Origin of the sequence: Ramlibacter lithotrophicus, assembly GCF_012184415.1 — a bacterium.
Classification (GTDB): domain Bacteria; phylum Pseudomonadota; class Gammaproteobacteria; order Burkholderiales; family Burkholderiaceae_C; genus Ramlibacter; species Ramlibacter lithotrophicus.
This window is the reverse complement of the sequence record NZ_VTOX01000003.1, coordinates 381,568-404,204: the sequence shown is the minus strand read 5'-3', so window position 1 is coordinate 404,204 and position 22,637 is coordinate 381,568. Positions and strand designations below refer to the sequence as shown.

The following is a 22,637-nucleotide window of genomic DNA, read 5'->3' as shown; positions in this document are numbered from 1 at the left end:
CTAGTTCCGGAACAGGTCGAGGATGCTGCGGCGCTCCTCGGACGGCGAAACGGCCGGCCGGTTGGGCGGCAGCCCGTCGGAGTTCATGAGGCTCCTGTCGTAAGGCACGCCGGGCGCACCCGGCACCGTCGCCGGCGTGGCCGTCCCCGGGCCATTCTCCTGCGCCGGCGAGGTGACGCCGACGCTGCCCACGCCGCCGCCGCGGGCGTATTCCTCGTAATACCACTCGCCGCCGACGTTGACGACGCCCTCCGGGGCCGACGGCTCCATCACGGGCACGCCCTTGAGCGCCTTGTCCATGAAAGTGATCCAGATCGGCAGGCTCAGGCCGCCGCCGGTCTCGCGCACGCCCAGCGAGCGCGGGGTGTCGTACCCCATCCAGACCACGGCGGCGAGGGTCGGCTGGTAGCCGGCGAACCAGGTGTCGATGGCATCGTTGGTGGTGCCGGTCTTGCCGTACAGGTCGACCCGCTTGAGGCTGGACTGGGCGCGAGCCGCCGTTCCGGCGCGGGTGATCTCCTGCAGCAGCCGGCCCATGATGAAGGCGTTGCGCGCGTCCACCGCCCGCATCGATTCGTTCGGCAGCGGGGGCTGGCTCTCGACCAGCACCTTGCCGCGCTGGTCCGAGATCTTCGAGATCAGCCAGGGGTTGACGCGGTAGCCGCCGTTGGCGAACACCGAGTAGGCCGTGGCCATCTGCATCGGCGTCACGGCGCCGGCGCCCAGCGCCATGGTGAGATACGGCGGATGCTTCTCGGCGTCGAAGCCGAAGCGCGCGACCCAGTCCTGCGCGTTCTGCGTGCCGACGGCCTGCAGCACGCGGATCGACACCATGTTCTTGGACTTGGCGAGCGCGGTGTGCAGCGGCATCGGACCCTCGAACTTGCCGTCGTAGTTCTTCGGCTCCCAGGGCTGTCCGCCGGTGGTCGCCGCGTCGAAGAACAGCGGCGCGTCGTTGACGATGGTCGACGGCGTGAAGCCCTTTTCCAGCGCCGCGGAATAGATGAACGGCTTGAACGCCGAGCCCGGCTGGCGCCAGGCCTGGGTAACGTGGTTGAACTTGTTCTTGTTGAAGTCGAACCCGCCGACCAGCGCCTGGATGGCCCCGTCGCGGGGATCCAGCGCCACGAACGCGCCCTCCACCTCCGGCAACTGGGTGACCTCCCAGGTGTCCTTGGGCGTCTGCGCCACCCGGATGACGGCGCCCCGGCGGATCCTGATCTTGGGCGGCGCCTTCTCCGACAGCCCCGACTGCGCCGGCTTCAGGCCCTCGCCGGTGATCTCGATGTGCTCGCCGTTCTGGCGCACGGCGCGGATCATCTTGGGGCCGGCCTCCAGCACGACCGCCGCCATCACGTCGCCGTTGTCGGGGTGGTCGGCCAGCGCGTCGTCGATGTCGTCCTCCGCCGCCTTGTCGTCGGCCGGCAGGTCGACGAACTCCTCCGGGCCGCGGTAGTACTGGCGCCGCTCGTAGTCCATGATGCCCTTGCGCAAGGCGCGATAGGCGGTTTCCTGCTGGCCGGCGTTGATGGTGGTGAAGACGTTCAGGCCGCGCGTGTACGCCTCGTCGCCGTACTGGGCGTACACCAGCTGGCGCACCGTCTCGGCGACGTATTCGGCATGAACCCGCGTCTGCCCGGTCGTGCTGCGGAACTTCAGTTCCTGTTTCTTCGCCGCCTGCGCCTCATCCGGGGTGATGAACCCGTTTTCCTCCATGCGTTCGATGATGTACAGCTGGCGCGAGCGGGCGCGCGACGGATTGGTGAGCGGGTTGTTGGCGGACGGGGATTTCGGCAGGCCGGCCAGCATGGCCGCCTCGGCGATCGTGAGGTCCTTCATGGGCTTGCCGAAGTAGGTCTCGGAAGCGGCCGCGAACCCGTAGGCGCGGTTGCCCAGGAAGATCTGGTTCATGTAGATCTCGAGGATCTGGTCCTTCGTCAGCAGGTGTTCCAGCTTGAAGGTGAGGAGCACCTCGTAGAGCTTGCGGGTGAAGGTCTTCTCGGACGACAGGTACACGTTGCGCGCCACCTGCATGGTGATGGTCGACGCGCCCTGGCTCTTGACCCGGCCGAGGTTGGCGATGGCCGCCCGCATCAGCCCCCGGTAGTCGACGCCGCCGTGGGAATAGAAACGCGCGTCCTCGATCGCGAGCACCGCGTTGGTCATGACCTTGGGAATCTGGGCGATCGGCGTGAGGCTGCGGCGCTCCTCGCCGAACTCCCCGATCAGCACGCCGTCGGCGGAATAGACCCGCAGCGGCAGCTTGGGCCGGTAATCCGCGAGGTCGGTGAGTTCCGGCAGGTTGGGGTAGGCGACGGCCAGCGCCACGCCCACGATGATCGCCACCGACACCACGGCGGCGATTCCGGCGCCGGCCGTCCACAGCAGCCCGCGCAGCACGGCCCCCCGCCAGCCCGGCACGGAGCGCGGCCACCGCGGTCGGTGCTCTTGTGAGGTCGGTTCGGACGGCATATGGCTCCACGTGAGATGGCAGCGGTCATTATAAAAATGACCCCCTGGCCCCCTGCTCGAGCGCAGCGGGCGGAAAAACGAAGGGATGTGAGCACCGGCTCACGCCCGTTCCACCCCTGCAGTATCGCAGTTCGCCGGCGTCGGCTTTTGGCAACGCGGACAGCGCCCGGAAGGCCAAAAGTCTTTTGCCGACAAGGATGTTACTGCTAGCATTCAAGTGAAACTTTAAGTCTGTTACGTCTTGAAATACCCAGCTGCAGGAGCCTGAATGAGCTTATTGGGGTCTCTGTTGAGCCGTCAGCCGGCACCTCTGCTTGGCCTGGACATCAGTTCGTCCAGCGTCAAGCTGGTCGAGCTCGGCCGCGACAAGGGCGGCGAGCTCGTCCTGGAGCGCTGCGCCATCGAGCCGCTGGAGCGCGGCTGGGTCGTCGACGGGAATGTCGAGAAGTTCGAGGAGGTCGCCGAGGCCATGCGCCGGGTCGTCAAGAAGAGCGGCACCCGGACCAAGAACGTGGCGATGGCGCTGCCGCCGTCGGCCGTCATCACCAAGAAGATCATCCTGCCGGCGGGCCTGTCCGAGCAGGACCTGGAGGCCCAGGTCGAAGCCGAGGCCAACCAGTACATCCCGTTTTCGCTGGACGAGGTGAGCCTCGACTTCTGCGTGCTGGGACCGAGCACCACCTCCGCCGGCGACGTCGAGGTTCTGATCGCCGCGTCCCGCAGGGAAAAGGTGCAGGACCGGCAGGGCCTCGCGGAAGCGGCCGGCCTCAAGCCGATGATCGTCGACGTCGAGTCGTATGCGTCGCGGCTGGCCGCCGGCCGCCTGATCCAGGCCCTGCCGAACGGCGGCGTGGACACGATGGTCGCGCTGTTCGAGGTCGGCGCGTTCACCACCAGCATGCAGGTGATCCGCAACGAGGAAGTGCTCTACGACCGGGACCAGGCGTTTGGCGGCGCGCAGCTGACGCAGCTGATCGTGCGCCAGTACGGGTTCTCGCCCGAGGAGGCCGAGAACAAGAAGCGCAACGGCGACCTGCCGGAGGACTACGGCTCGGCCATCCTGAAGCCGTTCGTCGACAGCCTGGCACAGGAAGTGGCCCGGGCGCTCCAGTTCTTCTTCACCAGCACGCCGCACAACCGCGTCGACTACGTGATGCTCGCCGGCGGTTCCGCGGCGCTGCCGGGACTGACCGACGCCGTCACCAGCCAGACCTCGTTCCCCTGCAACCTGGCCAATCCGTTCGAAGGGATGCAGGTCGGCGGCGCGGTGCGGGAGAAGAAGATGCGCCGCGAGGCCCCGTCGTACCTGACGTCGTGCGGGCTGGCGATGCGGAGGTTCCTGCAGTGATCCTGATCAACCTGCTGCCGCACCGGGAGGCGGCCCGCAAGCGCCGGCGCGAGGCGTTCTACGCGACGCTGGTGCTCTCGGCGCTGGCCGGCGTCGTGATCGCCGGGGGCATTTACGCCTGGTATGCCGCGCAGATTTCCGAGCAGCAGGGCAAGAACCTGGTGCTGGCCGGCGAGATCAAGCGGCTGGAAGCCCAGATCAAGGACATCGCGACCCTGCAGGCCGAGATTGCCGCCCTCAGGGCACGGCAGCAGGCGGTGGAAGACCTGCAGGCGGACCGCAACATGCCAGTGCACCTGCTCAACGAACTGGTGCAGCAGACGCCCGACGGCGTCTACCTGACCGGCCTGAAGCAGGACAACCAGACGATCGCCCTCTCCGGCATCGCCCAGTCGAACGAGCGGGTGTCCGAGCTGCTGCGCAACCTGGCCAACAACAGCCCGTGGCTGAGCCGGCCGGAGCTCGTCGAGATCACCGCCGGCAGCGTGACGCTGAGCGCGCGCGACCAGCGGCGGGTGTCGAACTTCACGATGCGCGTGAAGCTGCTGCGGGCGGCCGAAGCGCAGAAGGCCGCAGCCGCCAGCGGCGCCGCGAGCGCGGCTTCGATCCCGGCCGCCGCCGTTCCCGCGGCCACGGGCGCCTCGGCGCGGAGAACCTGAAGCATGGCCACCGTCAGCGCTCCCAAGATCGACTTCGCGCAGCTCCAGCAGGCCGTGCTGGGCCAGTTCCGCGGGCTCAACCCGAACGACCCCGGCTCGTGGCCGGTCCTGCCACGGGCCGCGTTGTGCCTGTTCCTCATGGCCGCGATCGTGGTCGTGCTCTGGTTCGTGTGGCTGACCGGCTCCGCCGAGGAGCTGGAGGCCGAGCAGAAGCGGGAAGTGACCTTGCGCCAGGACTACACCAAGAAGCTGGCGCAGGCGGTCAACCTGGACGCGCTGAGGAAACAGCGCGAGCAGGTGCAGCAGTACGTGACGCAGCTCGAAAAGCAACTGCCCAGCAAGGCCGAGATGGACGCCCTGCTCTCCGACATCAACCAGGCCGGGCTCGGCCGCAGCCTCAACTTCGAGTTGTTCCGGCCGGGGCAGGTGAGCGTGAAGGAGTACTACGCCGAGTTGCCGATCGCGGTCCGCGTTACCGGCCGCTTCCACGACGTCGGCGCGTTTACCTCCGACGTGGCCAACCTCTCGCGAATCGTGACCCTCAACAACCTGGCGCTGACCCCGGCCAAGGACGGCACGCTGACCATGGACGCCACGGCCAAGACCTTCCGCTACCTGGACGCCGAGGAAGTGAACGCCCAGAGAAAATCGGCGGCACCGGGGAACAAGAAATGACGGGCCGGACCGCAGCCGCCCTCCTGGCACTCTCGCTGGCGCTCACCGCCTGCACCCAGTCGGGACAGGAGGAGTTGCAGCAGTGGATGAACCAGCAGCGCGCCCAGACCCGGCCCAAGGTGGAGCCGATTCCCGAGCCGAAGAAATTCAGCCCCCAGGCCTACACGCAGGAGCGCGCGGGCGACCCCTTCAGCAACCAGAAGCTGACGCAGGCACTGAAGCGCGAGTCGGCGCAGACGACCACGACGGCTTCGCTGGTGGCGCCTGAACTGGCGCGGCGCAAGGAACCGCTGGAGGCGTATCCGCTGGACGCCATGACCATGGTCGGCAGCCTGATCAAGCAGGGCAAGCCGGTGGCGCTGATCCGGGTCGACAACCTGCTGTACCAGGTGCGGCCGGGCAACTACCTGGGGCAGAACTACGGCCGGATCATGAAGGTGGACGAGACCGAAGTGGTCCTGCGCGAGATCGTCCAGGATTCCGCCGGCGAATGGATCGAGCGCACCGCCACATTGCAGCTGCAAGAGAGGTCGAAATGAACAAGAAACTGATCGCGTCGAGCCGGGGATGGATGCTCGCCGTCCTTGCGTGCTCGCTCGGCCTCTGGTTGCCGGCGTCGGCGCAGGCCCAGGTGGTGGAGTCGGTCACGAGCCAGATCCAGGGCGGCGTCGAGGTCGTGCGGATCGATTTTTCGCAGCCGCTGCAGGCCGTCCCCAACGGCTTCACGATCCAGTCCCCCGCGCGGGTGGCGCTCGACGTGCCGGGCGCGACCAACGGGCTGGGCCGCAACACGGTGGAAATCAACCAGGGCAACATCCGCTCGGTGAACGTGGTGCAGGCCGGCGAGCGCACCCGCCTCGTCGTCAACCTCAAGACAGCGGCGGCGTACCGCGCGCAGCTGCAAGGCAAATCGCTGCTGGTGGTGTTCGACCCGGTCGTGGCCGCCGGCCCGGCCCCGGCGGCCCCGCCGGTTTTCGCGGAAAGCCGCAACCTCGAGACCCAGCCGATCCGCGACCTCGACTTCCGCCGTGGCACCGATGCCTCCGGCCGCGTGATCGTCGCCCTGCCGAACAACCAGATCGGCGTGGACATCCGTCAGCAGGGGCAGAACCTGGTCGTGGAATTCCTCAAGTCGTCGCTGCCCGAGGGACTGCGCCGGCGCCTCGACGTGACCGACTTCGGCACGCCGGTGAGCACCATCACGACCGCGCAGGTCGGTGACCGGGTGCGGGTGCTGATCGAGCCCAAGGGCGCTTGGGAGCACTCCGCCTACCAGAGCGACAACCAGTTCGTGGTCGAAGTGCGGCAGCAGAAGGTCGACCCGGGCAAGCTCAGCCAGGGGCCGGGCTTCACCGGCGAGAAGCTGTCGCTGAACTTCCAGAACATCGAGGTCCGCTCGCTGCTGCAGGTGATCGCCGATTTCACCAACTTCAACGTGGTGACCTCGGACTCGGTGACCGGTTCCGTCACGTTGCGCCTGAAGGACGTGCCGTGGGACCAGGCGCTGGACATCGTGCTGCAGGCCAAGGGCCTGGGCATGCGCAAGAGCGGCAACGTGCTGTGGATCGCGCCAAAGGACGAAATCGCGGCCAAGGAAAAGCTCGACCTCGAGTCGCGCAACGCGATCCAGAACCTGGAGCCGCTGCGCACGCAGTCGTTCCAGCTCAATTACACCAAGGCCGCCGACATCGCGGCGCAGCTCACGGCCGGCACGGGCGCGGCGCGGATTCTCAGCACCCGCGGCAGCGTCATCGCGGAGCCGAGGACCAACCAGCTGTTCGTCACGGACATCCCGGTCAAGCTGGAGTCGGTGCAGCAGCTGATCGCCAAACTGGACATTCCGGTGCGCCAGGTGCTCATCGAAGCGCGCATCGTCGAGGCTTCGGACACCTTCGGCAAGTCGCTCGGCGTGCGCCTGGGCGGCAGCGACCTGCGAGGGGTGCGCGGCGGCGACCCGGGCTATGCGCTGGGCGGCAACAACCGCATCGCGATCGGCGGCACGTACGACGCCGTGTCCGGCACCACCGGGGAAGGCGCCATCCAGCTGGACACGACCAACACGACCTTCGTCAACCTGCCGGCGCTCGGTCAGGGCGGCTTCAGTCCCTCCACCTTCGCGATTTCGCTGTTCAGCGCGGCCGCCAACCGCTTCCTGAACCTGGAGCTGTCGGCGCTCGAAGCGGACGGCAAGGGCAAGCTCGTGTCGAGCCCGCGGATCGTCACTGCCGACCAGACGAAGGCGATGATCGAGCAGGGCACCGAGTTCCCGTACCAGCAGGCCACGTCCAGCGGCGCCACGGCGGTCGCATTCCGCCGGGCCACGCTGAAGCTCGAAGTGACGCCCCAGATCACGCCCGAGGGCAACATCATCCTGGACCTGGACATCAACAAGGACAGCCGGGGCGAGACCACGGCCGCCGGCATCGCCATCAACACCAAGCACATCAAGACCCAGGTGCTGGTCGAGAACGGCGGCACCGTCGTGATCGGCGGCATCTTCGAGCTGACGGAAAGCGAGAACGAGGCGAAAGTGCCCGTGCTCGGCGACCTGCCGGCCGTGGGCAACCTGTTCAAGAGCCGCCAGCGCAGCTCCAACAAGCAGGAGATGCTGGTGTTCATCACCCCCAAGATGATCGCCGACCGGGCGGCCGCGCGTTAACGAAAGAGTCTGGAAGAGGAGCCATGATGTACCTGATGCGAATGCTGGCGGGCCTGCTGCTCGCTGCTTTGATGACCGCCTGCGGCGGCGGTGGCGGCAGCCCCGGAATTACGCCCGGAGGTGGCGGCACCGGAGGGACTGGTAGTACGCCCACGGGCACGGTGACCGTTCCAACATTGAGCATGGCGTTGGTGAATTCCGCCGGCGCTGCGGTGGCCGACAATTCGGTGACCTCCGGCAGCGTCGTCTATGCCAAGGCGACGCTCAAGGACGCCAGCGGGGCACCCGTGTCAAACAAGTTGGTCGTCTTCGCGTCGGGGTCCGACCTGGTCCAGTTCCAGCCAGCGTCGGGCCAGGTGCTTACCGATACGGCTGGCGTCGCGAAGGTGCAACTCATTCCCTCCTCTCTCACGGCTGCCGGGGCCGAGACGCTCACCGCAAACGCGACGGTCGGCACGACGAATCTCGCGGCGACACTGGACGTGCAGACGGCACCCGCGAATGTGCAGTTGTCGAACCTGGTCGCCGGCCTGACGACGTTGTCGGCCTTTCAATCCACCTCGGTCTCGGTTGACGTGCGGGTGAATGGCGTGGCAGGGGCTACCTCAGTTCCCGTCAGCTTCTCAGCGAACTGCGGAAGCTTCAGCCCTGCCGAGGTGCGGTCAAATTCTGCCGGCAAGGCGGTGAGCACATTCCAGGCTTCGGGTTGTGCCGGCGGCACTGTCACGCTCGTCGCCTCCGCCGTCAGCGCGCCGCCGGTGCAGACCACCGTTACGGTCCAGGCGCCCCAGCCCACGAACCTGCTGTTCGTATCGGCGACGCCGGGGACCATTTACACCTCCGTTGCTTCTTTCGGGGTGAAGCAGTCGACGGTCAAGTTCAAGGTCGTGGACGCCAGCGGCGGTCCGATCACGACGTCCACGGACGTGCGGCTTGCGCTCTCGCAGTCGGCCATCGCCAGCGGCGTGACTTTTGCCGACACGAACTCCACCGCCTCGAAGGTGGTCGCAACTGACGCAAACGGCGAAGTGAGCGCGATCGTGCAATCGGGGGCCGTTCCCACGCCGCTGAGTTTGAGCGCACAGCTTGTCAACAACCCGCTGATTACCGCGGCGTCGGCCGGCCTGTCCGTGAATTCGGGTCAACCGGTCCAGAATTTCTTCTCGCTGTCGGCTTCGACGTTCAACATCGAAGGTTGGACCTATGACAACGAATCGACGAGCATCAATCTGCTCGTCGCCGACCGCCTGGGCCAGCCGGTGCCCGCCGGTACCCCGATCACCTTCGTCACCGAAGGGGGGCAGGTAACAGCGTCGTGCTCGGTCGTCATCGACGCCAACAACAAGTCGGGCTGCAGCGTCAGTCTGGTCAGCCAGTCATTCCGGCCGGCCAATGGGCGCGTCACGGTGCTGGCGTATACAGAGGGCGAAGAGGCGTTCGTCGATGCCAACGGCAATAACCGATACGACCAGGGTGAGCCGTTCTACGACATGGGCCAGCCGTTCCTCGACATCAACGAAAACGGCGTTTTCGACACTGCGCCGGTGAGTGAGCAGAAGATTGGAGATCCCTCGGTCCCTGGTGCGGGTATCGGCGCTGTGGCTTGTGAGAGTCACAGTTACTTGACGGCCAATGTGGCGAACACCTGCAACGGCGCATGGGGCAGCACCCGCGTGCGAGCCCAGGCAGTCGTGGTGTTCTCCACGAGCTTTGCGCTAACGCCTGCGCCGGTTTCCGATGTCTCGTCTACTGGGGTGACCGTGCTGGTCGCTGATCAGAACGGCAACGCCATGCCGTCGGGCACCGCCGTCTCGGCCGTCGTGAGTGGCGGAACCAACTGTGCCTTGGCGGAAGTGATCCCGGCGAGCGTCCCGAACGGAACGAACCCGACGCTTCACCGGGCTATCGTGAAGAAAGGTTCGCAACCGACGGATACTTGCTCCGGCGCGGAGATATCGCTCAAGGCGACGACGCCGAAGGGCAATACTACGTTGCTGGGAACGGTGGTGGTTCCCTGACGGCCCCGGCTTGCTGATCGTCCTCGTCGGCCTGCCCGGCTCCGGCAAGTCCACCGTCGGGCGGCAACTCGCCCGGCGGCTGGGGCTGCCCTTCCGCGACTCCGACCATGACATCGAGGCGCGGATCGGCTGTTCGATCCGCGAGTTCTTCGAGCGCGAAGGCGAGGCCGCCTTCCGCGACATCGAGCAAGAAGTCATCCGCGAACTGACCCAGGTCGGCCCCTGCGTTCTGGCCACCGGCGGCGGCGCCGTGCTCCGGCCGGCCAACCGCGAGCAGCTGCGCCGGACCGGCTGCGTCGTCTACCTGCGCTCGGCGCCCGAAGAGCTGTTCCGGCGGTTGCGCCACGACAGCCAGCGTCCGCTGCTGCAGGTGGCGGACCCGCTGCAGCGGCTGCGCGCGTTGTACGAGGAGCGCGATCCGCTCTATCGCGAGACCTGCCACTACGTCATCGAAACCGGGCGGCCTTCGGTGTCAACCCTGGTCAACATGGTGATGATGCAGCTGGAACTGGCGGGCGTGCTGCAGCCGCGCCCTTAAACTGGCGGCATGGCCGCTGCTCCTTCCGTCCTGCACCAGGTGCCGATCGCCCTTGGCGACCGCAGCTATCCCATCGTCATCGGTTGCGGATTGCTCGGCGACGCCGCGACCTGGGCCGACGCGCCGCCGGCGACGCAAGGCGTCGTCGTCACCAACACGACCGTCGGCCCGCTGTACGCAAGGCGGCTGCAGGGCGCCATCGCCAGCCGCCACCGGGACGTGCACGTGGTGGTCCTGCCGGACGGGGAGGCGCACAAGCACTGGGAAACGCTGAACCTCGTCTTTGATGCGCTGCTGGGGCACGGGTGTGACCGCAAGACGGTGATCTATGCGCTCGGGGGCGGCGTGGTCGGCGACATGGCGGGCTTCGCGGCCGCCTGCTACATGCGGGGCGTGCCTTTCGTGCAGGTGCCCACGACCTTGCTGGCGCAGGTGGACTCGTCGGTGGGCGGCAAGACCGGCATCAACCATCCGCTGGGCAAGAACATGATCGGCGCCTTCTACCAGCCGCGGCTGGTGGTGTGCGACCTCGACACGCTGCAGACGTTGCCGGCCCGGGAATTCAGCGCCGGCATGGCCGAAGTCATCAAGTACGGTCCGATCGCCGACACCGCCTTCCTCGACTGGATCGAGGAGAACATGGCGTCGCTCACCCGGCGCGACACGGCGGCACTGGCCCATGCGGTGAAGCGCTGCTGCGAGATCAAGGCCGACGTCGTCGGCCAGGACGAGCGCGAATCGGGCCTGCGCGCGATCCTGAACTTCGGCCACACGTTCGGCCACGCCATCGAGGCCGGCCTCGGCTACGGCGAATGGCTGCACGGGGAAGCGGTTGGCTGCGGCATGGTGATGGCCATGCACCTGTCGCAGCGCCTCGGCTACGTCGACGGCGCCTGGGTGCAGCGGGTCACGGCGCTGCTCCAGCGGGCCGGGCTGCCCACGGTCGGCCCCGCGCTGGGCCCCGACCGCTACCTGGAGCTGATGCGGGTCGACAAGAAGGCCGAGGCCGGCGAGATCCGCTTCGTCCTCATCGAGCGCCCCGGCGCCGCCATCGTGCGCGGCGCCCCCGACGACCTCGTGCGGCAGGTGATCGCGGACTGCTGCCGTCCGTCGTGACATGAATCTCGCCGCGTACGCCTGCGATCCCGGGCGCTCGCGCGGGCGCCGCCATCCGGAGGCGCCGGCGCCGACGCGCACCGAATACCAGCGCGACCGCGACCGGATCGTCCATTCCACGGCCTTCCGCCGGCTCGTCTACAAGACGCAGGTGTTCCTCAATCACGAGGGCGACCTTTTCCGCACCCGCCTCACCCACTCGCTGGAAGTCGCGCAGCTGGCACGGTCGGTCGCGCGTTCGCTGGCGCTGAACGAGGACCTGGTCGAGGCGATCGCGCTGGCGCACGACCTGGGGCACACGCCGTTCGGTCACGCCGGGCAGGACTCGCTCGACGAGTGCATGAAGGGCCACGGCGGTTTCGAGCACAACCTGCAGAGCCTGCGGGTCGTGGACGAACTCGAGGAGCGCTATCCGGGCTTCAACGGCCTGAACCTGACGTTCGAGACCCGGGAAGGCATCCTCAAGCACTGTTCGCGCTCCAACGCGCAGCGCATCGAGGCGGCCGAGCCGGGCGGGGTCGGCCGACGTTTCCTGGACCGCACCCAGCCGGGCCTCGAGGCGCAACTGTGCAACCTCGCCGACGAGATCGCGTACAACGCCCACGACATCGACGACGGCGTGCGGTCCGGCCTGATCACGATGGAGCAACTGCAGGCGGTGGACCTTTTCCAGCGGTTCCATGACGAGGCCATGCGCGAGCACCCGCAGTTGCAGGGCCGCCGCGTCCTCTACGAGTCGATCCGCCGCATGCTCAGCGCGCAGGTGTACGACCTCATCGAGGCCACGAGTGCCGCGCTCGCCGCGGCCGCGCCGGCCAGCGCCGACGAGGCCAGGCGCGGTGCCGCGCTGGTGGGCTTCAGCGCGGCGATGCGAGAGCGCTCCGCCGTGCTCAAGACCTTCCTGCTCCACAACCTGTACCGCCACCCGCAGGTGGTGGCGACGACGGGACAGGCCAGGCGGGTCGTGCGTGAGCTCTTTGCCGCATACCTGGCGCAGCCCGACCAGATGCCGGCCGATTTCGCGGCCCGCGAGCACCGCCCCCGCGCCGTCGCCGACTACATCGCCGGGATGACGGACCGGTTCGCGGCGCGCGAACACGAGCGCCTCACCGGGCAGCGGCTGCTTGCCTGATGCGAACTCCGCCGCCGGCGCTGATCGTGGTGCTGGCCGGCGTGGCCGCCGCGTTGCACGTGGGCAAGCTGGCACCGGCGCTGCCGGTGCTGTCGGTGGAACTGGGGGTCACGCTGGTGCAGGCCGGGTTCCTGCTCTCCCTCGTGCAACTGGCTGGCATGGCGCTGGGCGTGGCGGCCGGACTCGCGGCCGACGGACTCGGCCTGAAGCGCACGATGGCCGGCGGCCTGGCGCTGCTGTCGCTCGCCAGCGTGGCGGGCGGCTGGGCGCGCGACCCGTACAGCCTGATGGCGCTGCGTGCCGTGGAGGGTGCCGGCTTCCTGCTGGCGGCGATGCCGGCGCCCGGCCTCATCCGCCGGTTGGTGGATCCCTCGCGCGTGAACCCGATGCTTGGCCTGTGGGGCGCCTACATGCCGCTCGGCACGGCCGCTGCCTTGCTGATCGGGCCGATGGTGATCGCTGCCAGCGGTTGGCCCGGATGGTGGTGGCTGCTCGCCCTGGTTTCGGCCGGAATGGCGGCCTGGTTGTGGGTTGCGTTGCCGGCCGACCCGCGCCACGCGGCGGGAGGCGGCCCCGTCCCCGCGACACGGCAGTCGCGATTGGGCCAGACGCTGTCCGCGCCCGGTCCATGGCTGGTGGCACTGGCCTTTGCCGCCTATTCCAGCCAGTGGCTCGCGGTGATCGGCTTCCTGCCGACCATGTATGCCCAGGCCGGGCTCGGGACCGCACTCGCGGGCGCCGCCACCGCGCTGGCGGCCGTCGTGAACATGGCTGGCAACGTGGCGTCCGGCCGACTGCTGCAGCGCGGCGTGCCGGCGCAATGCTTGCTGTACCTCGGCTTCGCGGCCATGGGCCTGGGCGCCTTTGTCGCCTTCGCACCGCTGGCGGACGCCTTGGATCCTCCGACCGCCGGCGCCCTGCGGTACGCGGCGGTGCTGCTGTTTTCGGCCGTGGGCGGACTCATTCCGGGCACCCTGTTTTCGCTGGCCGTGCGGCTGGCACCCGCGGAGCGCGCCGTTTCCACTACGGTGGGCTGGATGCAGCAGTGCTCGTCGCTGGGCCAGTTTGCCGGTCCGCCGCTGGTCGGGTGGGTCGCCGCACGCGCGGGCGGCTGGCACTGGAGCTGGCTGGTGACGGGCGGATGCAGCCTGGCCGGCATCCTGCTGGCCTGGGCCACCGGCACTTTGCTGCGCCGGCGCGTTGCCGGCGGCACGACGGCCGGGCGCGGGACGTAAAATCCGGTTGCAATTTTGCGCCGTCGCGACCCGTGAGCTTCCTCAACCAACTCAAATCGCAGGCACAGTCTCTGCAGAGCCAGCACGGGCTGCAGCAGCGCGACCTGGAAGAGAGCACGGCGCGCACCGAGGCGGCGTGCCGTTTCGCTTCCAACTACCTGGACGATCTTGCGCGTCAACTGAACGTGATCCAGCCGGCGGGCCCGCGCTTCAGCCTGGACGGGCGCACGCCCTGGCCGGCGATGAAGCTGCGCGAGTTCCGCGTCGACGCCCGCAAGAAGATGCTGCGAGGCCGCGAAGCGTACGACTACGTCGCGATGGGGTGGCGCATCGTGCCGCAGGTGGGCCAGCCCGTGGCGGGCGTCGTGCGGGTCAACTTCCCGCCCGACCTGCAGCGGGTGGAGTCGCGCATCATGATGGGCCCGGTGAAGCACGAGCGGCGCGAGTTGCGCCATCCGGAGAAGAACACGCTCACCGCGATCGAGTTCGAGTACCTCACCGAAACGCGCGGCAGCGTGCAGATCACGCCGGACCATGACAGCGGCGTAGTCGCATTCCGCATCCTCAATGCCAGCGGGTTCGGCGTGCTCCAGCGCAGCGTGCCCGCCGTGCAGGTGGCCGCCGAGCTGATGGACGAACTCGCGAAGCTCCTCGTCTGCGAGCCCAATCGCTTCGCGTGATCGTGCATCATCGGCGCACCCGGACGTCCTCCGCGGCCGGGCCCCGACCATGAAGCCAGACGACGCACTCGAACTGCGGCCAGGGCAGTCCACCGAACTGCTCAAGGAACTGCACATCCTCACCCGCGAAGGGCGCATCAACCAGGACTCGCGCCGCAAGCTCAAGCAGGTCTATCACCTCTACCAGTTCATCGAGAAGCTGCTGCTGGAGTTGCCAGCCGCACCGGACCGGCCGACGCTGGCGGACCATGGGGCGGGCAAGTCCTACCTCGGCTTCATCCTGTACGACCTCTTCTTCAGGCCGCGCGGCTGCGGCCACATCTACGGGGTCGAAACGCGCAGCGAGCTGGTCGAGCGCTCGCGCGCGCTGGCAGCTCGCCTGGGATTCGAGCGGATGTCGTTCCTCAACCTGAGCGCCGCGGCGGCGGCTGACGAAACGGCGCTGCCGGACACCATCGACGTCGTCACCGCCTTGCATGCCTGCGACACCGCGACGGATGACGCCATCGCGTTCGGGTTGCGCAAGAAGGCACGATTCATGGTGCTGGTGCCCTGCTGCCAGGCGGAACTGGCGGCCTGCCTGCGGCAGAACAAGGCGCTGTCGCTGTCGCGCACGCCGCTGGCCGAGCTGTGGCGACATCCCCTGCATACCCGCGAGCTGGGCAGCCAGATCACGAACGTGCTGCGGTGCCTGTACCTCGAGGCGAGCGGGTATCAGGTCACGGTGACCGAACTGGTGGGGTGGGAGCACAGCCTGAAGAACGAGTTGATCCTGGCACGCTGGACGGGCCAGCGCCGGCACTCGGCTGCGCAGCGGCTGCGGGCGCTCCTGGCCGAGTTCGGGCTGGAGTCGCTGGAGGCGCGGCGCTACCCCGGCTTGCCATAATCGGGGTCAGATTCCAATTATCCGCTTCGCGGAGGCTCGATGGCTCGTCTGCCCCGGCTGACCGTCGCCGGTTACCCTCATCACATCATCCAGCGCGGAAACAACCGGCAGGCGATCTTCGCCGGGCCTGAGGACTACCGCACCTTGCTGGAGATGCTCGACGAGCACGCCCGCAAGAGCCAGGTTGCGGTCCATGGGTATGTGCTGATGAGCAATCACTTTCATTTGCTCGCCACGCCCGAGACGGCGGAAGGCGTCCCGCAGATGATGCAGGCGGTGGGGCGGCGGTATGTGCGCTACTTCAACGACCGCCAGGCCCGCACCGGCACGCTGTGGGAAGGCCGGTACCGGTCCACGCTGATCCAGGCCGAACGCTATCTGCTCGCCTGCATGGTCTACATCGACCTGAATCCGGTGCGTGCGGGCATTGCCGAAGCGCCGGCCGATTACCCGTGGTCGAGCCACGCGCACTACGTCGGGCAGCGGACGGACCGGCTGGTGACCCCGCATCCGCTCTGGTGGGAGTTGGGGAACACTCCGTTCGCGCGCGAGGCTGCATACCGCGAACTGGTGCAGTCCGGACTTTCCGCATCGCAGGAGCGCGCCCTGACGGATTCGGCGCTGCGGGGGTGGGCGCTCGGCGAAGCCGACTATGTGGCGGACCTCCAGCGGCGCACCGAGCGGCGGGTAGCCAAGTCCAGGGCGGGGCGACCTTTCGCCGCCTCAAAGGGCACCAAGTGATCTGTCCCCAATTGACAGGAACGAACTCAACGCATGAATTAATTAGAATCTGACCCCGATTGTTTGGCTTGGCAGATTTGCTGCGCCGCAGTATTCTTGCGCGTTCCCAAGACCAGCAGGAGTGCGCCATGACCACGGCGGCCGAAATTTCGCATTTGCAAGCAGAGGGCCTGTACGCCGCCGACCAGGAGCACGACGCGTGCGGCGTCGGTTTCGTGGCGCATATCAAGGGTGAGAAGAGCCACTCGATCATCGAGCAAGCGCTCAAGATCCTGGAGAACCTCGATCACCGCGGCGCCGTCGGTGCCGACAAGTTGATGGGCGACGGCGCCGGGATCCTGATCCAGATGCCCGATGCGCTGTACCGCCAGGAGATGGCCAGCCAGGGGATCGAACTGCCGCCGCCCGGCGAGTACGGCGTCGGCATGATCTTCCTGCCCAAGGAGCATGCATCGCGGCTCGCCTGCGAGCAGGAACTGGAGCGCGCCGTCAAGGCCGAGGGCCAGGTGCTCCTGGGCTGGCGGGACGTGCCCGTCGACCGCGAGATGCCGATGTCGCCCGCGGTGCGCAGCAAGGAACCGATCCTCCGGCAGATCTTCATCGGCCGCGGCGCCGACGTGATCGTCCAGGATGCCCTGGAGCGCAAGCTGTACGTGATCCGCAAGACCGCCAGCGCCGCGATCCAGAACCTGCACCTGAAGCACAGCAAGGAGTACTACGTTCCGAGCATGTCGAGCCGGACGGTGGTCTACAAGGGCCTGCTGCTGGCCGACCAGGTCGGCACCTACTACCTGGACCTGAAGGATCCGCGCTGCGTCTCGGCCCTTGGCCTGGTCCACCAGCGCTTCTCCACCAACACCTTCCCCGAGTGGCCGCTGGCGCACCCGTACCGGTACGTCGCCCACAACGGCGAAATCAATACCGTGAAGGGCAACTACAACTGGATGAAGGCGCGCGAAGGCGTGATGTCTTCGCCCGTGCTCGGCGCCGACCTGAAGAAGCTGTACCCGATCAGCTTCCCGACGCAGTCCGACACTGCCACCTTCGACAACTGCCTGGAGCTGCTGACGATGGCTGGCTATCCGCTGAGCCAGGCCGTGATGATGATGATCCCCGAGCCGTGGGAACAGCACACGCTGATGGACGAGCGGCGCAAGGCGTTCTACGAGTACCACGCCGCGATGCTGGAGCCGTGGGACGGCCCGGCCTCGATCGTGTTCACCGATGGCCGGCAGATCGGCGCGACGCTGGACCGCAACGGCCTGCGGCCCTCGCGCTACTGCGTGACCGACGACGACCTCGTGATCATGGCCTCCGAATCCGGCGTGCTGCCGGTGCCCGAGGACAAGATCGTGCGCAAGTGGCGGCTGCAGCCGGGCCGGATGTTCCTGATCGACCTGGAACAGGGCCGGATGATCGACGACGAGGAGGTCAAGGCCAACCTCGCCAACAGCAAGCCCTACAAGCAGTGGATCGAGAACCTGCGGATCAAGCTCGACGACCTGTCCGATACCTCGGGCAAGGTGACGCCCAGCGACGTCGAACTGCTCGACCGGCAGCAGGCTTTCGGCTATTCGCAGGAAGACATCAAGTTCCTGATCTCGCCGATGGCCCAGGCCGGCGAGGAAGGCATCGGCTCCATGGGCAACGACAGCCCGCTCGCGGTGCTGTCGTCCAAGAACAAGCCGCTGTACAACTACTTCAAGCAGCTGTTCGCCCAGGTGACCAACCCGCCGATCGACCCGATCCGCGAGGCGATCGTGATGTCGCTCGTGTCCTTCATCGGACCGAAGCCGAACCTGCTGGACATCAACCAGGTCAACCCGCCGATGCGCCTCGAGGTGAGCCAGCCGGTGCTGGATTTCGCGGACATGCAGAAGCTGCGCGACATCGACAAGCAGACGCAGGGCAAGTTCCGCAGCTACACGCTGGACATCACCTACCCCCTCGAGTGGGGCCATGAAGGCGTCGAGGCCAAGCTGGCTTCGCTCAATGCCGAGGCGGTGGACGCGATCAAGGGCGGCAAGAACATCCTGATCATCAGCGACCGCGGCGTCGGCCCGGCGCGGGTGGCGATCCCGGCGCTGCTGGCGCTGTCGTCGGTGCACCAGCACCTGGTGCGCGAGGGACTGCGCACGACGGCCGGCCTGGTCGTCGAGACCGGCACGGCGCGCGAAGTGCACCACTTCGCGGTGCTGGCGGGCTACGGCGCCGAGGCCGTGCATCCGTACCTTGCGATGGAGACGCTGGTCTCGATCTGCGGCGACCTCCCGGGCAAGCTCACGGCCGACAAGGCGATCTACAACTACGTCAAGGCCGTCGGCAAGGGCCTCTCGAAGATCATGTCCAAGATGGGCGTGAGCACGTACATGAGCTACTGCGGCGCGCAGTTGTTCGAGGCCATCGGCCTGAACAGCGACACCGTGGACAAGTACTTCACGGGGACAGCCAGCCGCGTCGAGGGCATCGGCGTGTTCGAGATCGCCGAGGAAGCGATCCGCATGCACAGGGCCGCGTTCGGCAACGACCCGGTGCTGGCGACGATGCTCGACGCCGGCGGCGAGTACGCCTGGCGCACCCGCGGCGAAGAGCACATGTGGACGCCGGACGCGATCGCGAAGCTGCAGCACGCGTCGCGCGCCAACAACTGGAACACGTACAAGGAATACGCCCAGCTGATCAACGACCAGAGCCGGCGCCACATGACGCTGCGCGGCCTGTTCGAGTTCAGGATCGATCCGTCCAGGGCGATCTCGATCGACGAGGTCGAGCCGGCGAAGGAAATCGTGAAGCGCTTCGCCACCGGCGCCATGTCGCTCGGTTCGATCTCGACCGAGGCGCACACGACGCTGGCGGTGGCGATGAACCGCATCGGCGGCAAGAGCAACACCGGCGAGGGCGGCGAGGACCCGGCGCGGTACCGCCAGGAGCTCAAGGGCATCCCCATCAAGCAGGGACAGACCATCGCCGACGTGATTGGCCGCGAGGTGGTCGAGGTCGACTACCCGCTGCAGGAAGGCGACTCGCTGCGCTCGCGCATCAAGCAGGTGGCCTCGGGCCGCTTCGGGGTCACGGCCGAGTACCTGGCCTCCTCCGACCAGATCCAGATCAAGATGGCGCAGGGCGCCAAGCCGGGCGAAGGCGGCCAGCTGCCGGGCGGCAAGGTCTCGAAGTACATCGGCAAGCTGCGTTACTCGGTGCCGGGCGTGGGCCTGATCTCGCCGCCGCCGCACCACGACATCTACTCGATCGAGGACCTGGCGCAGCTGATCCACGACCTGAAGAACGTGGCGCCGCACGCGTCCATCAGCGTGAAACTGGTCTCGGAAGTGGGCGTGGGCACCGTCGCCGCCGGGGTGGCCAAGTGCAAGAGCGACCACGTCGTGATCGCCGGCCACGACGGGGGCACCGGCGCGTCGCCCTGGTCCTCGATCAAGCATGCGGGCAGCCCCTGGGAGATCGGCCTGGCCGAAACGCAGCAGACGCTGGTGCTGAACCGCCTGCGCGGTCGCATCCGGGTGCAGGCCGACGGCCAGATGAAGACCGGCCGCGACGTCGCCATCGGCGCGCTGCTGGGGGCCGACGAGTTCGGTTTCGCGACGGCGCCGCTGGTGGTCGAGGGCTGCATCATGATGCGCAAGTGCCACCTCAACACCTGCCCGGTCGGCGTGGCCACGCAGGACCCGGTGCTGCGCAAGAAGTTCTCGGGCAAGCCGGAACATGTCGTCAACTACTTCTTCTTCGTCGCCGAGGAAGTGCGCCAGATCATGGCGCAGCTGGGCATCCGCAGGTTCGACGACCTGATCGGCCGGGCCGACCTGCTGGACGTGAAGAAGGGCGTTGCCCACTGGAAGGCCAGGGGACTGGACTTCAGCCGCCTGTTCGCGCAGCCGCAGGTGCCGGCCGACGTGCCGCGCTCCCACTGCGAAGCGCAGGAGCACGGCCTCGAGAAGAGCCTGGACCGCATCCTGATCGAGCGCTCGCGCCCGGCCATCGAGCGCGGCGAGGAGGTGTCGTTCATCGAGCGGGCGCGCAACGTGAACCGGTCGGTGGGCGCCATGCTCTCCGGGGCGCTGACCAAGGTTCATCCGGAAGGGCTGCCCGACGACACCATCCGCATCCAGCTCGAAGGCACCGGCGGACAGTCCTTCGGCGCGTTCCTGGCCAAGGGGATCACGCTGTACCTGATCGGCGACGCGAACGATTACACGGGCAAGGGGCTGTCGGGCGGGCGCATCGTCGTGCGTCCGAGCATCGAATTCCGGGGCCACGCGACGCAGAACATCATCATCGGCAACACCGCGCTCTATGGCGCGACGACGGGCGAGGCGTTCTTCTGCGGAGTCGCCGGCGAGCGCTTCGCCGTGCGGCTGTCCGGCGCGACGGCCGTGGTGGAAGGGACCGGCGACCACGGTTGCGAGTACATGACCGGTGGCACCGTGCTGGTGCTCGGCAAGACCGGCCGCAACTTCGCGGCCGGCATGTCGGGCGGCATCGCCTACGTCTACGACGAGGATGGCCAGTTCGCCAGCCGCTGCAACACGGCGATGGTGTCGCTGGAGCCGGTGGCCAGTGCGGCGGAGCAGCAGGGCGGCAAGACGCGCCTGCACAAGGACCAGACCGACGAGGCGCTGGTGAAGAAGCTGCTGCAGGACCACAACCGCTGGACCGGCAGCCGGCGCGCCCGCGAACTGCTGGACAACTGGGCGGTTGCGCGCACGAAGTTCGTGAAGGTGTTCCCGAACGAATACAAGCGGGCCCTGGCCGAAATGTACGAACGCGAGGTGGAGGAGGCGAGCGCCGGCAGCAATGCGCAGGTCTCCATGAAGCACGAAAGCGCGGGCGTCGCGGCCGCCTGAGGGCCGCGACCGCAAGAGGAGAAGGGCCGGCGCGCGCCGGCCCGTCACAGAGGAACATCATGGGAAAGATCACCGGCTTCATGGAATTCGAGCGGCTCGAGGAGGGCTACCGCCCGGTCCCCGAGCGCCTGAAGCACTACAAGGAATTCGTGGTCCGTCTGACCGACGAGCAGGCCGGCGTCCAGGGCGCCCGGTGCATGGACTGCGGCACGCCGTTCTGCAACAGCGGCTGCCCGGTCAACAACGTCATTCCGGACTTCAACGACCTGGTGTACCGCCAGGACTGGAAGGACGCCTTCACGGTCCTGGACTCGACCAACAACTATCCGGAATTCACCGGCCGCATCTGCCCGGCGCCGTGCGAGGCGGCGTGCACGCTGAACGTGAACGACGATCCGGTGGGGATCAAGTCGATCGAGCACGCGATCGCCGACAAGGCCTGGGAGCAGGGCTGGGTGCAGCCGCGGATCGCGACGATCAAGACGGGCAAGAAGGTGGCCGTCGTCGGTTCCGGCCCGGCCGGCATGGCGGCCGCCCAGCAACTGGCGCGGGCCGGACATGATGTCACGCTGTTCGAGAAGAACGACCGCATCGGCGGGCTGCTGCGCTACGGGATCCCCGACTTCAAGCTGGAGAAGTTCCAGATCGACCGCCGGGTGGAGCAGATGAAGGCCGAGGGTGTCACCATTCGCACCGGCGTCATGGTGGGCAAGCTGCCCAAGGGCTCGCGCGTGACCAACTGGGCCAAGGAGACGATCTCGCCCGAGGAACTGCGCGCGCAGTTCGATGCCGTGGTGCTCACCGGCGGCGCGGAGCAGTCGCGCGACCTGCCGGTCCCGGGCCGCGATCTCGAGGGCGTCCACTTCGCGATGGAGTTCCTGCCGCAGCAGAACAAGGTGAATGCCGGTGACAAGGTCAAGGGCCAGATCCGGGCCGACGGCAAGCGCGTCATCGTCATCGGCGGCGGCGACACCGGCTCGGACTGCGTGGGCACCAGCAACCGCCATGGCGCGAAGAGCGTGATCCAGTTCGAGCTGATGCCGCAGCCGCCCGAGCAGGAGAACAAGGAGCTCACCTGGCCGTACTGGCCGTACAAGATGCGCACCAGTTCCAGCCACGAGGAAGGCTGCGAGCGCGAGTTCGCGATCGCCACCAAGGAGTTCGTCGGCGAGAACGGAAAGCTCACCGGCCTGAAGACCGTCCAGGTGGAATGGAAGGACGGCAAGATGGCCGAGGTGCCGGGCACCGAGAAGGTGTACGAAGCCGACCTGGTGCTGCTGGCGATGGGCTTCGTGAGCCCGGTGGCGACGATCCTGGAGGGCTTTGGCGTGGACCGGGACAACCGTGGCAACGCCAAGGCGACGACCGATTTCGACGGCGGCTACGCGACCAGCGTGCCGGGCGTCTTCGCGGCCGGCGACATGCGCCGTGGCCAGTCGCTCGTCGTGTGGGCGATCAGGGAGGGCCGCCAGGCCGCCCGCGCCGTCGACGAATACCTGATGGGATTCAGCGACCTGCCGCGCTGAGCGGCCGTCCTGCCCGGTTCGGTGGCTGGCCCGCCGCCGAACGTCTTTGCGTCCGAATTGGCTGCACGCCTACAGCCGAGTCAGCCAATGCGC

The 22,637-nt window shown here is 67.6% G+C and carries 16 protein-coding genes; 15 read left to right on the top strand and 1 reads right to left on the bottom strand.

Going from position 1 to position 22,637, the window contains the following annotated elements; translation table 11 throughout:
- A complete protein-coding gene (locus RAMLITH_RS11775) occupies positions 1–2,472 on the bottom strand; it encodes a penicillin-binding protein 1A (protein ID WP_168107588.1) in 2,472 nt (823 codons plus the stop codon).
- Between the two features lie 268 nt (positions 2,473–2,740).
- On the opposite strand from RAMLITH_RS11775, the gene RAMLITH_RS11770 reads away from it, so the two are divergent.
- The 15 genes from RAMLITH_RS11770 (at position 2,741) to RAMLITH_RS11700 (ending at position 22,544) form a co-directional block, all read left to right on the top strand.
- Positions 2,741–3,820 (top strand): pilus assembly protein PilM, encoded by a 1,080-nt coding sequence (locus RAMLITH_RS11770; RefSeq protein ID WP_168107587.1) that lies wholly within the window; start codon positions 2,741–2,743, stop codon positions 3,818–3,820.
- Positions 3,817–4,479: a PilN domain-containing protein gene (locus RAMLITH_RS11765; RefSeq protein ID WP_168107586.1), complete on the top strand. Its 663-nt coding sequence runs from the start codon at positions 3,817–3,819 to the stop codon at positions 4,477–4,479. Before RAMLITH_RS11770 ends, RAMLITH_RS11765 begins: the two co-directional genes overlap by 4 nt.
- 3 nt (positions 4,480–4,482) lie before the next feature.
- Positions 4,483–5,154 carry a type IV pilus inner membrane component PilO gene (locus RAMLITH_RS11760; RefSeq protein ID WP_168107585.1) on the top strand — a complete coding sequence of 224 codons (672 nt, stop codon included), beginning with the start codon at positions 4,483–4,485 and terminating at the stop codon, positions 5,152–5,154.
- On the top strand, positions 5,151–5,693 hold the full coding sequence (locus RAMLITH_RS11755) for a pilus assembly protein PilP (protein WP_168107584.1): 543 nt from the start codon (positions 5,151–5,153) through the stop codon (positions 5,691–5,693). The genes RAMLITH_RS11760 and RAMLITH_RS11755 overlap by 4 nt, the downstream gene beginning before the upstream one ends.
- Complete coding sequence (locus RAMLITH_RS11750) at positions 5,690–7,813, top strand: type IV pilus secretin PilQ (protein WP_168107583.1); 2,124 nt, start codon at positions 5,690–5,692, stop codon at positions 7,811–7,813. Before RAMLITH_RS11755 ends, RAMLITH_RS11750 begins: the two co-directional genes overlap by 4 nt.
- A 23-nt stretch (positions 7,814–7,836) precedes the next feature.
- The gene (locus RAMLITH_RS11745; protein WP_168107582.1) at positions 7,837–9,831 is read left to right on the top strand and encodes a hypothetical protein; all 1,995 of its coding nucleotides are present in this window, start codon (positions 7,837–7,839) and stop codon (positions 9,829–9,831) included.
- 10 nt (positions 9,832–9,841) lie between these two features.
- Entirely contained in the window at positions 9,842–10,369 is a 528-nt protein-coding gene (locus tag RAMLITH_RS11740; protein ID WP_168107581.1) for a shikimate kinase, read from the top strand.
- Between the two features lie 9 nt (positions 10,370–10,378).
- Positions 10,379–11,485 (top strand): 3-dehydroquinate synthase, encoded by a 1,107-nt coding sequence (aroB, locus tag RAMLITH_RS11735; protein WP_168107580.1) that lies wholly within the window; start codon positions 10,379–10,381, stop codon positions 11,483–11,485.
- Position 11,486: 1 nt separating this feature from the next.
- The gene (locus RAMLITH_RS11730; RefSeq protein WP_168107579.1) at positions 11,487–12,617 is read left to right on the top strand and encodes a deoxyguanosinetriphosphate triphosphohydrolase; all 1,131 of its coding nucleotides are present in this window, start codon (positions 11,487–11,489) and stop codon (positions 12,615–12,617) included.
- Positions 12,617–13,852, top strand: a complete 1,236-nt coding sequence (locus tag RAMLITH_RS11725) for an MFS transporter (RefSeq protein WP_168107578.1) — start codon at positions 12,617–12,619, stop codon at positions 13,850–13,852. The genes RAMLITH_RS11730 and RAMLITH_RS11725 overlap by 1 nt, the downstream gene beginning before the upstream one ends.
- 32 nt (positions 13,853–13,884) lie before the next feature.
- Entirely contained in the window at positions 13,885–14,532 is a 648-nt protein-coding gene (locus RAMLITH_RS11720; RefSeq protein ID WP_168107577.1) for a hypothetical protein, read from the top strand.
- A gap of 49 nt (positions 14,533–14,581) precedes the next feature.
- Positions 14,582–15,418 (top strand): class I SAM-dependent methyltransferase, encoded by an 837-nt coding sequence (locus RAMLITH_RS11715; protein ID WP_168107576.1) that lies wholly within the window; start codon positions 14,582–14,584, stop codon positions 15,416–15,418.
- Between the two features lie 39 nt (positions 15,419–15,457).
- Complete coding sequence (locus RAMLITH_RS11710) at positions 15,458–16,159, top strand: transposase (RefSeq protein ID WP_168107575.1); 702 nt, start codon at positions 15,458–15,460, stop codon at positions 16,157–16,159.
- 128 nt (positions 16,160–16,287) lie between these two features.
- A complete protein-coding gene (locus RAMLITH_RS11705) occupies positions 16,288–21,018 on the top strand; it encodes a glutamate synthase-related protein (protein ID WP_168107574.1) in 4,731 nt (1,576 codons plus the stop codon).
- A gap of 59 nt (positions 21,019–21,077) precedes the next feature.
- A complete protein-coding gene (locus RAMLITH_RS11700) occupies positions 21,078–22,544 on the top strand; it encodes a glutamate synthase subunit beta (protein ID WP_168107573.1) in 1,467 nt (488 codons plus the stop codon).
- Positions 22,545–22,637 lie beyond the last annotated feature (93 nt).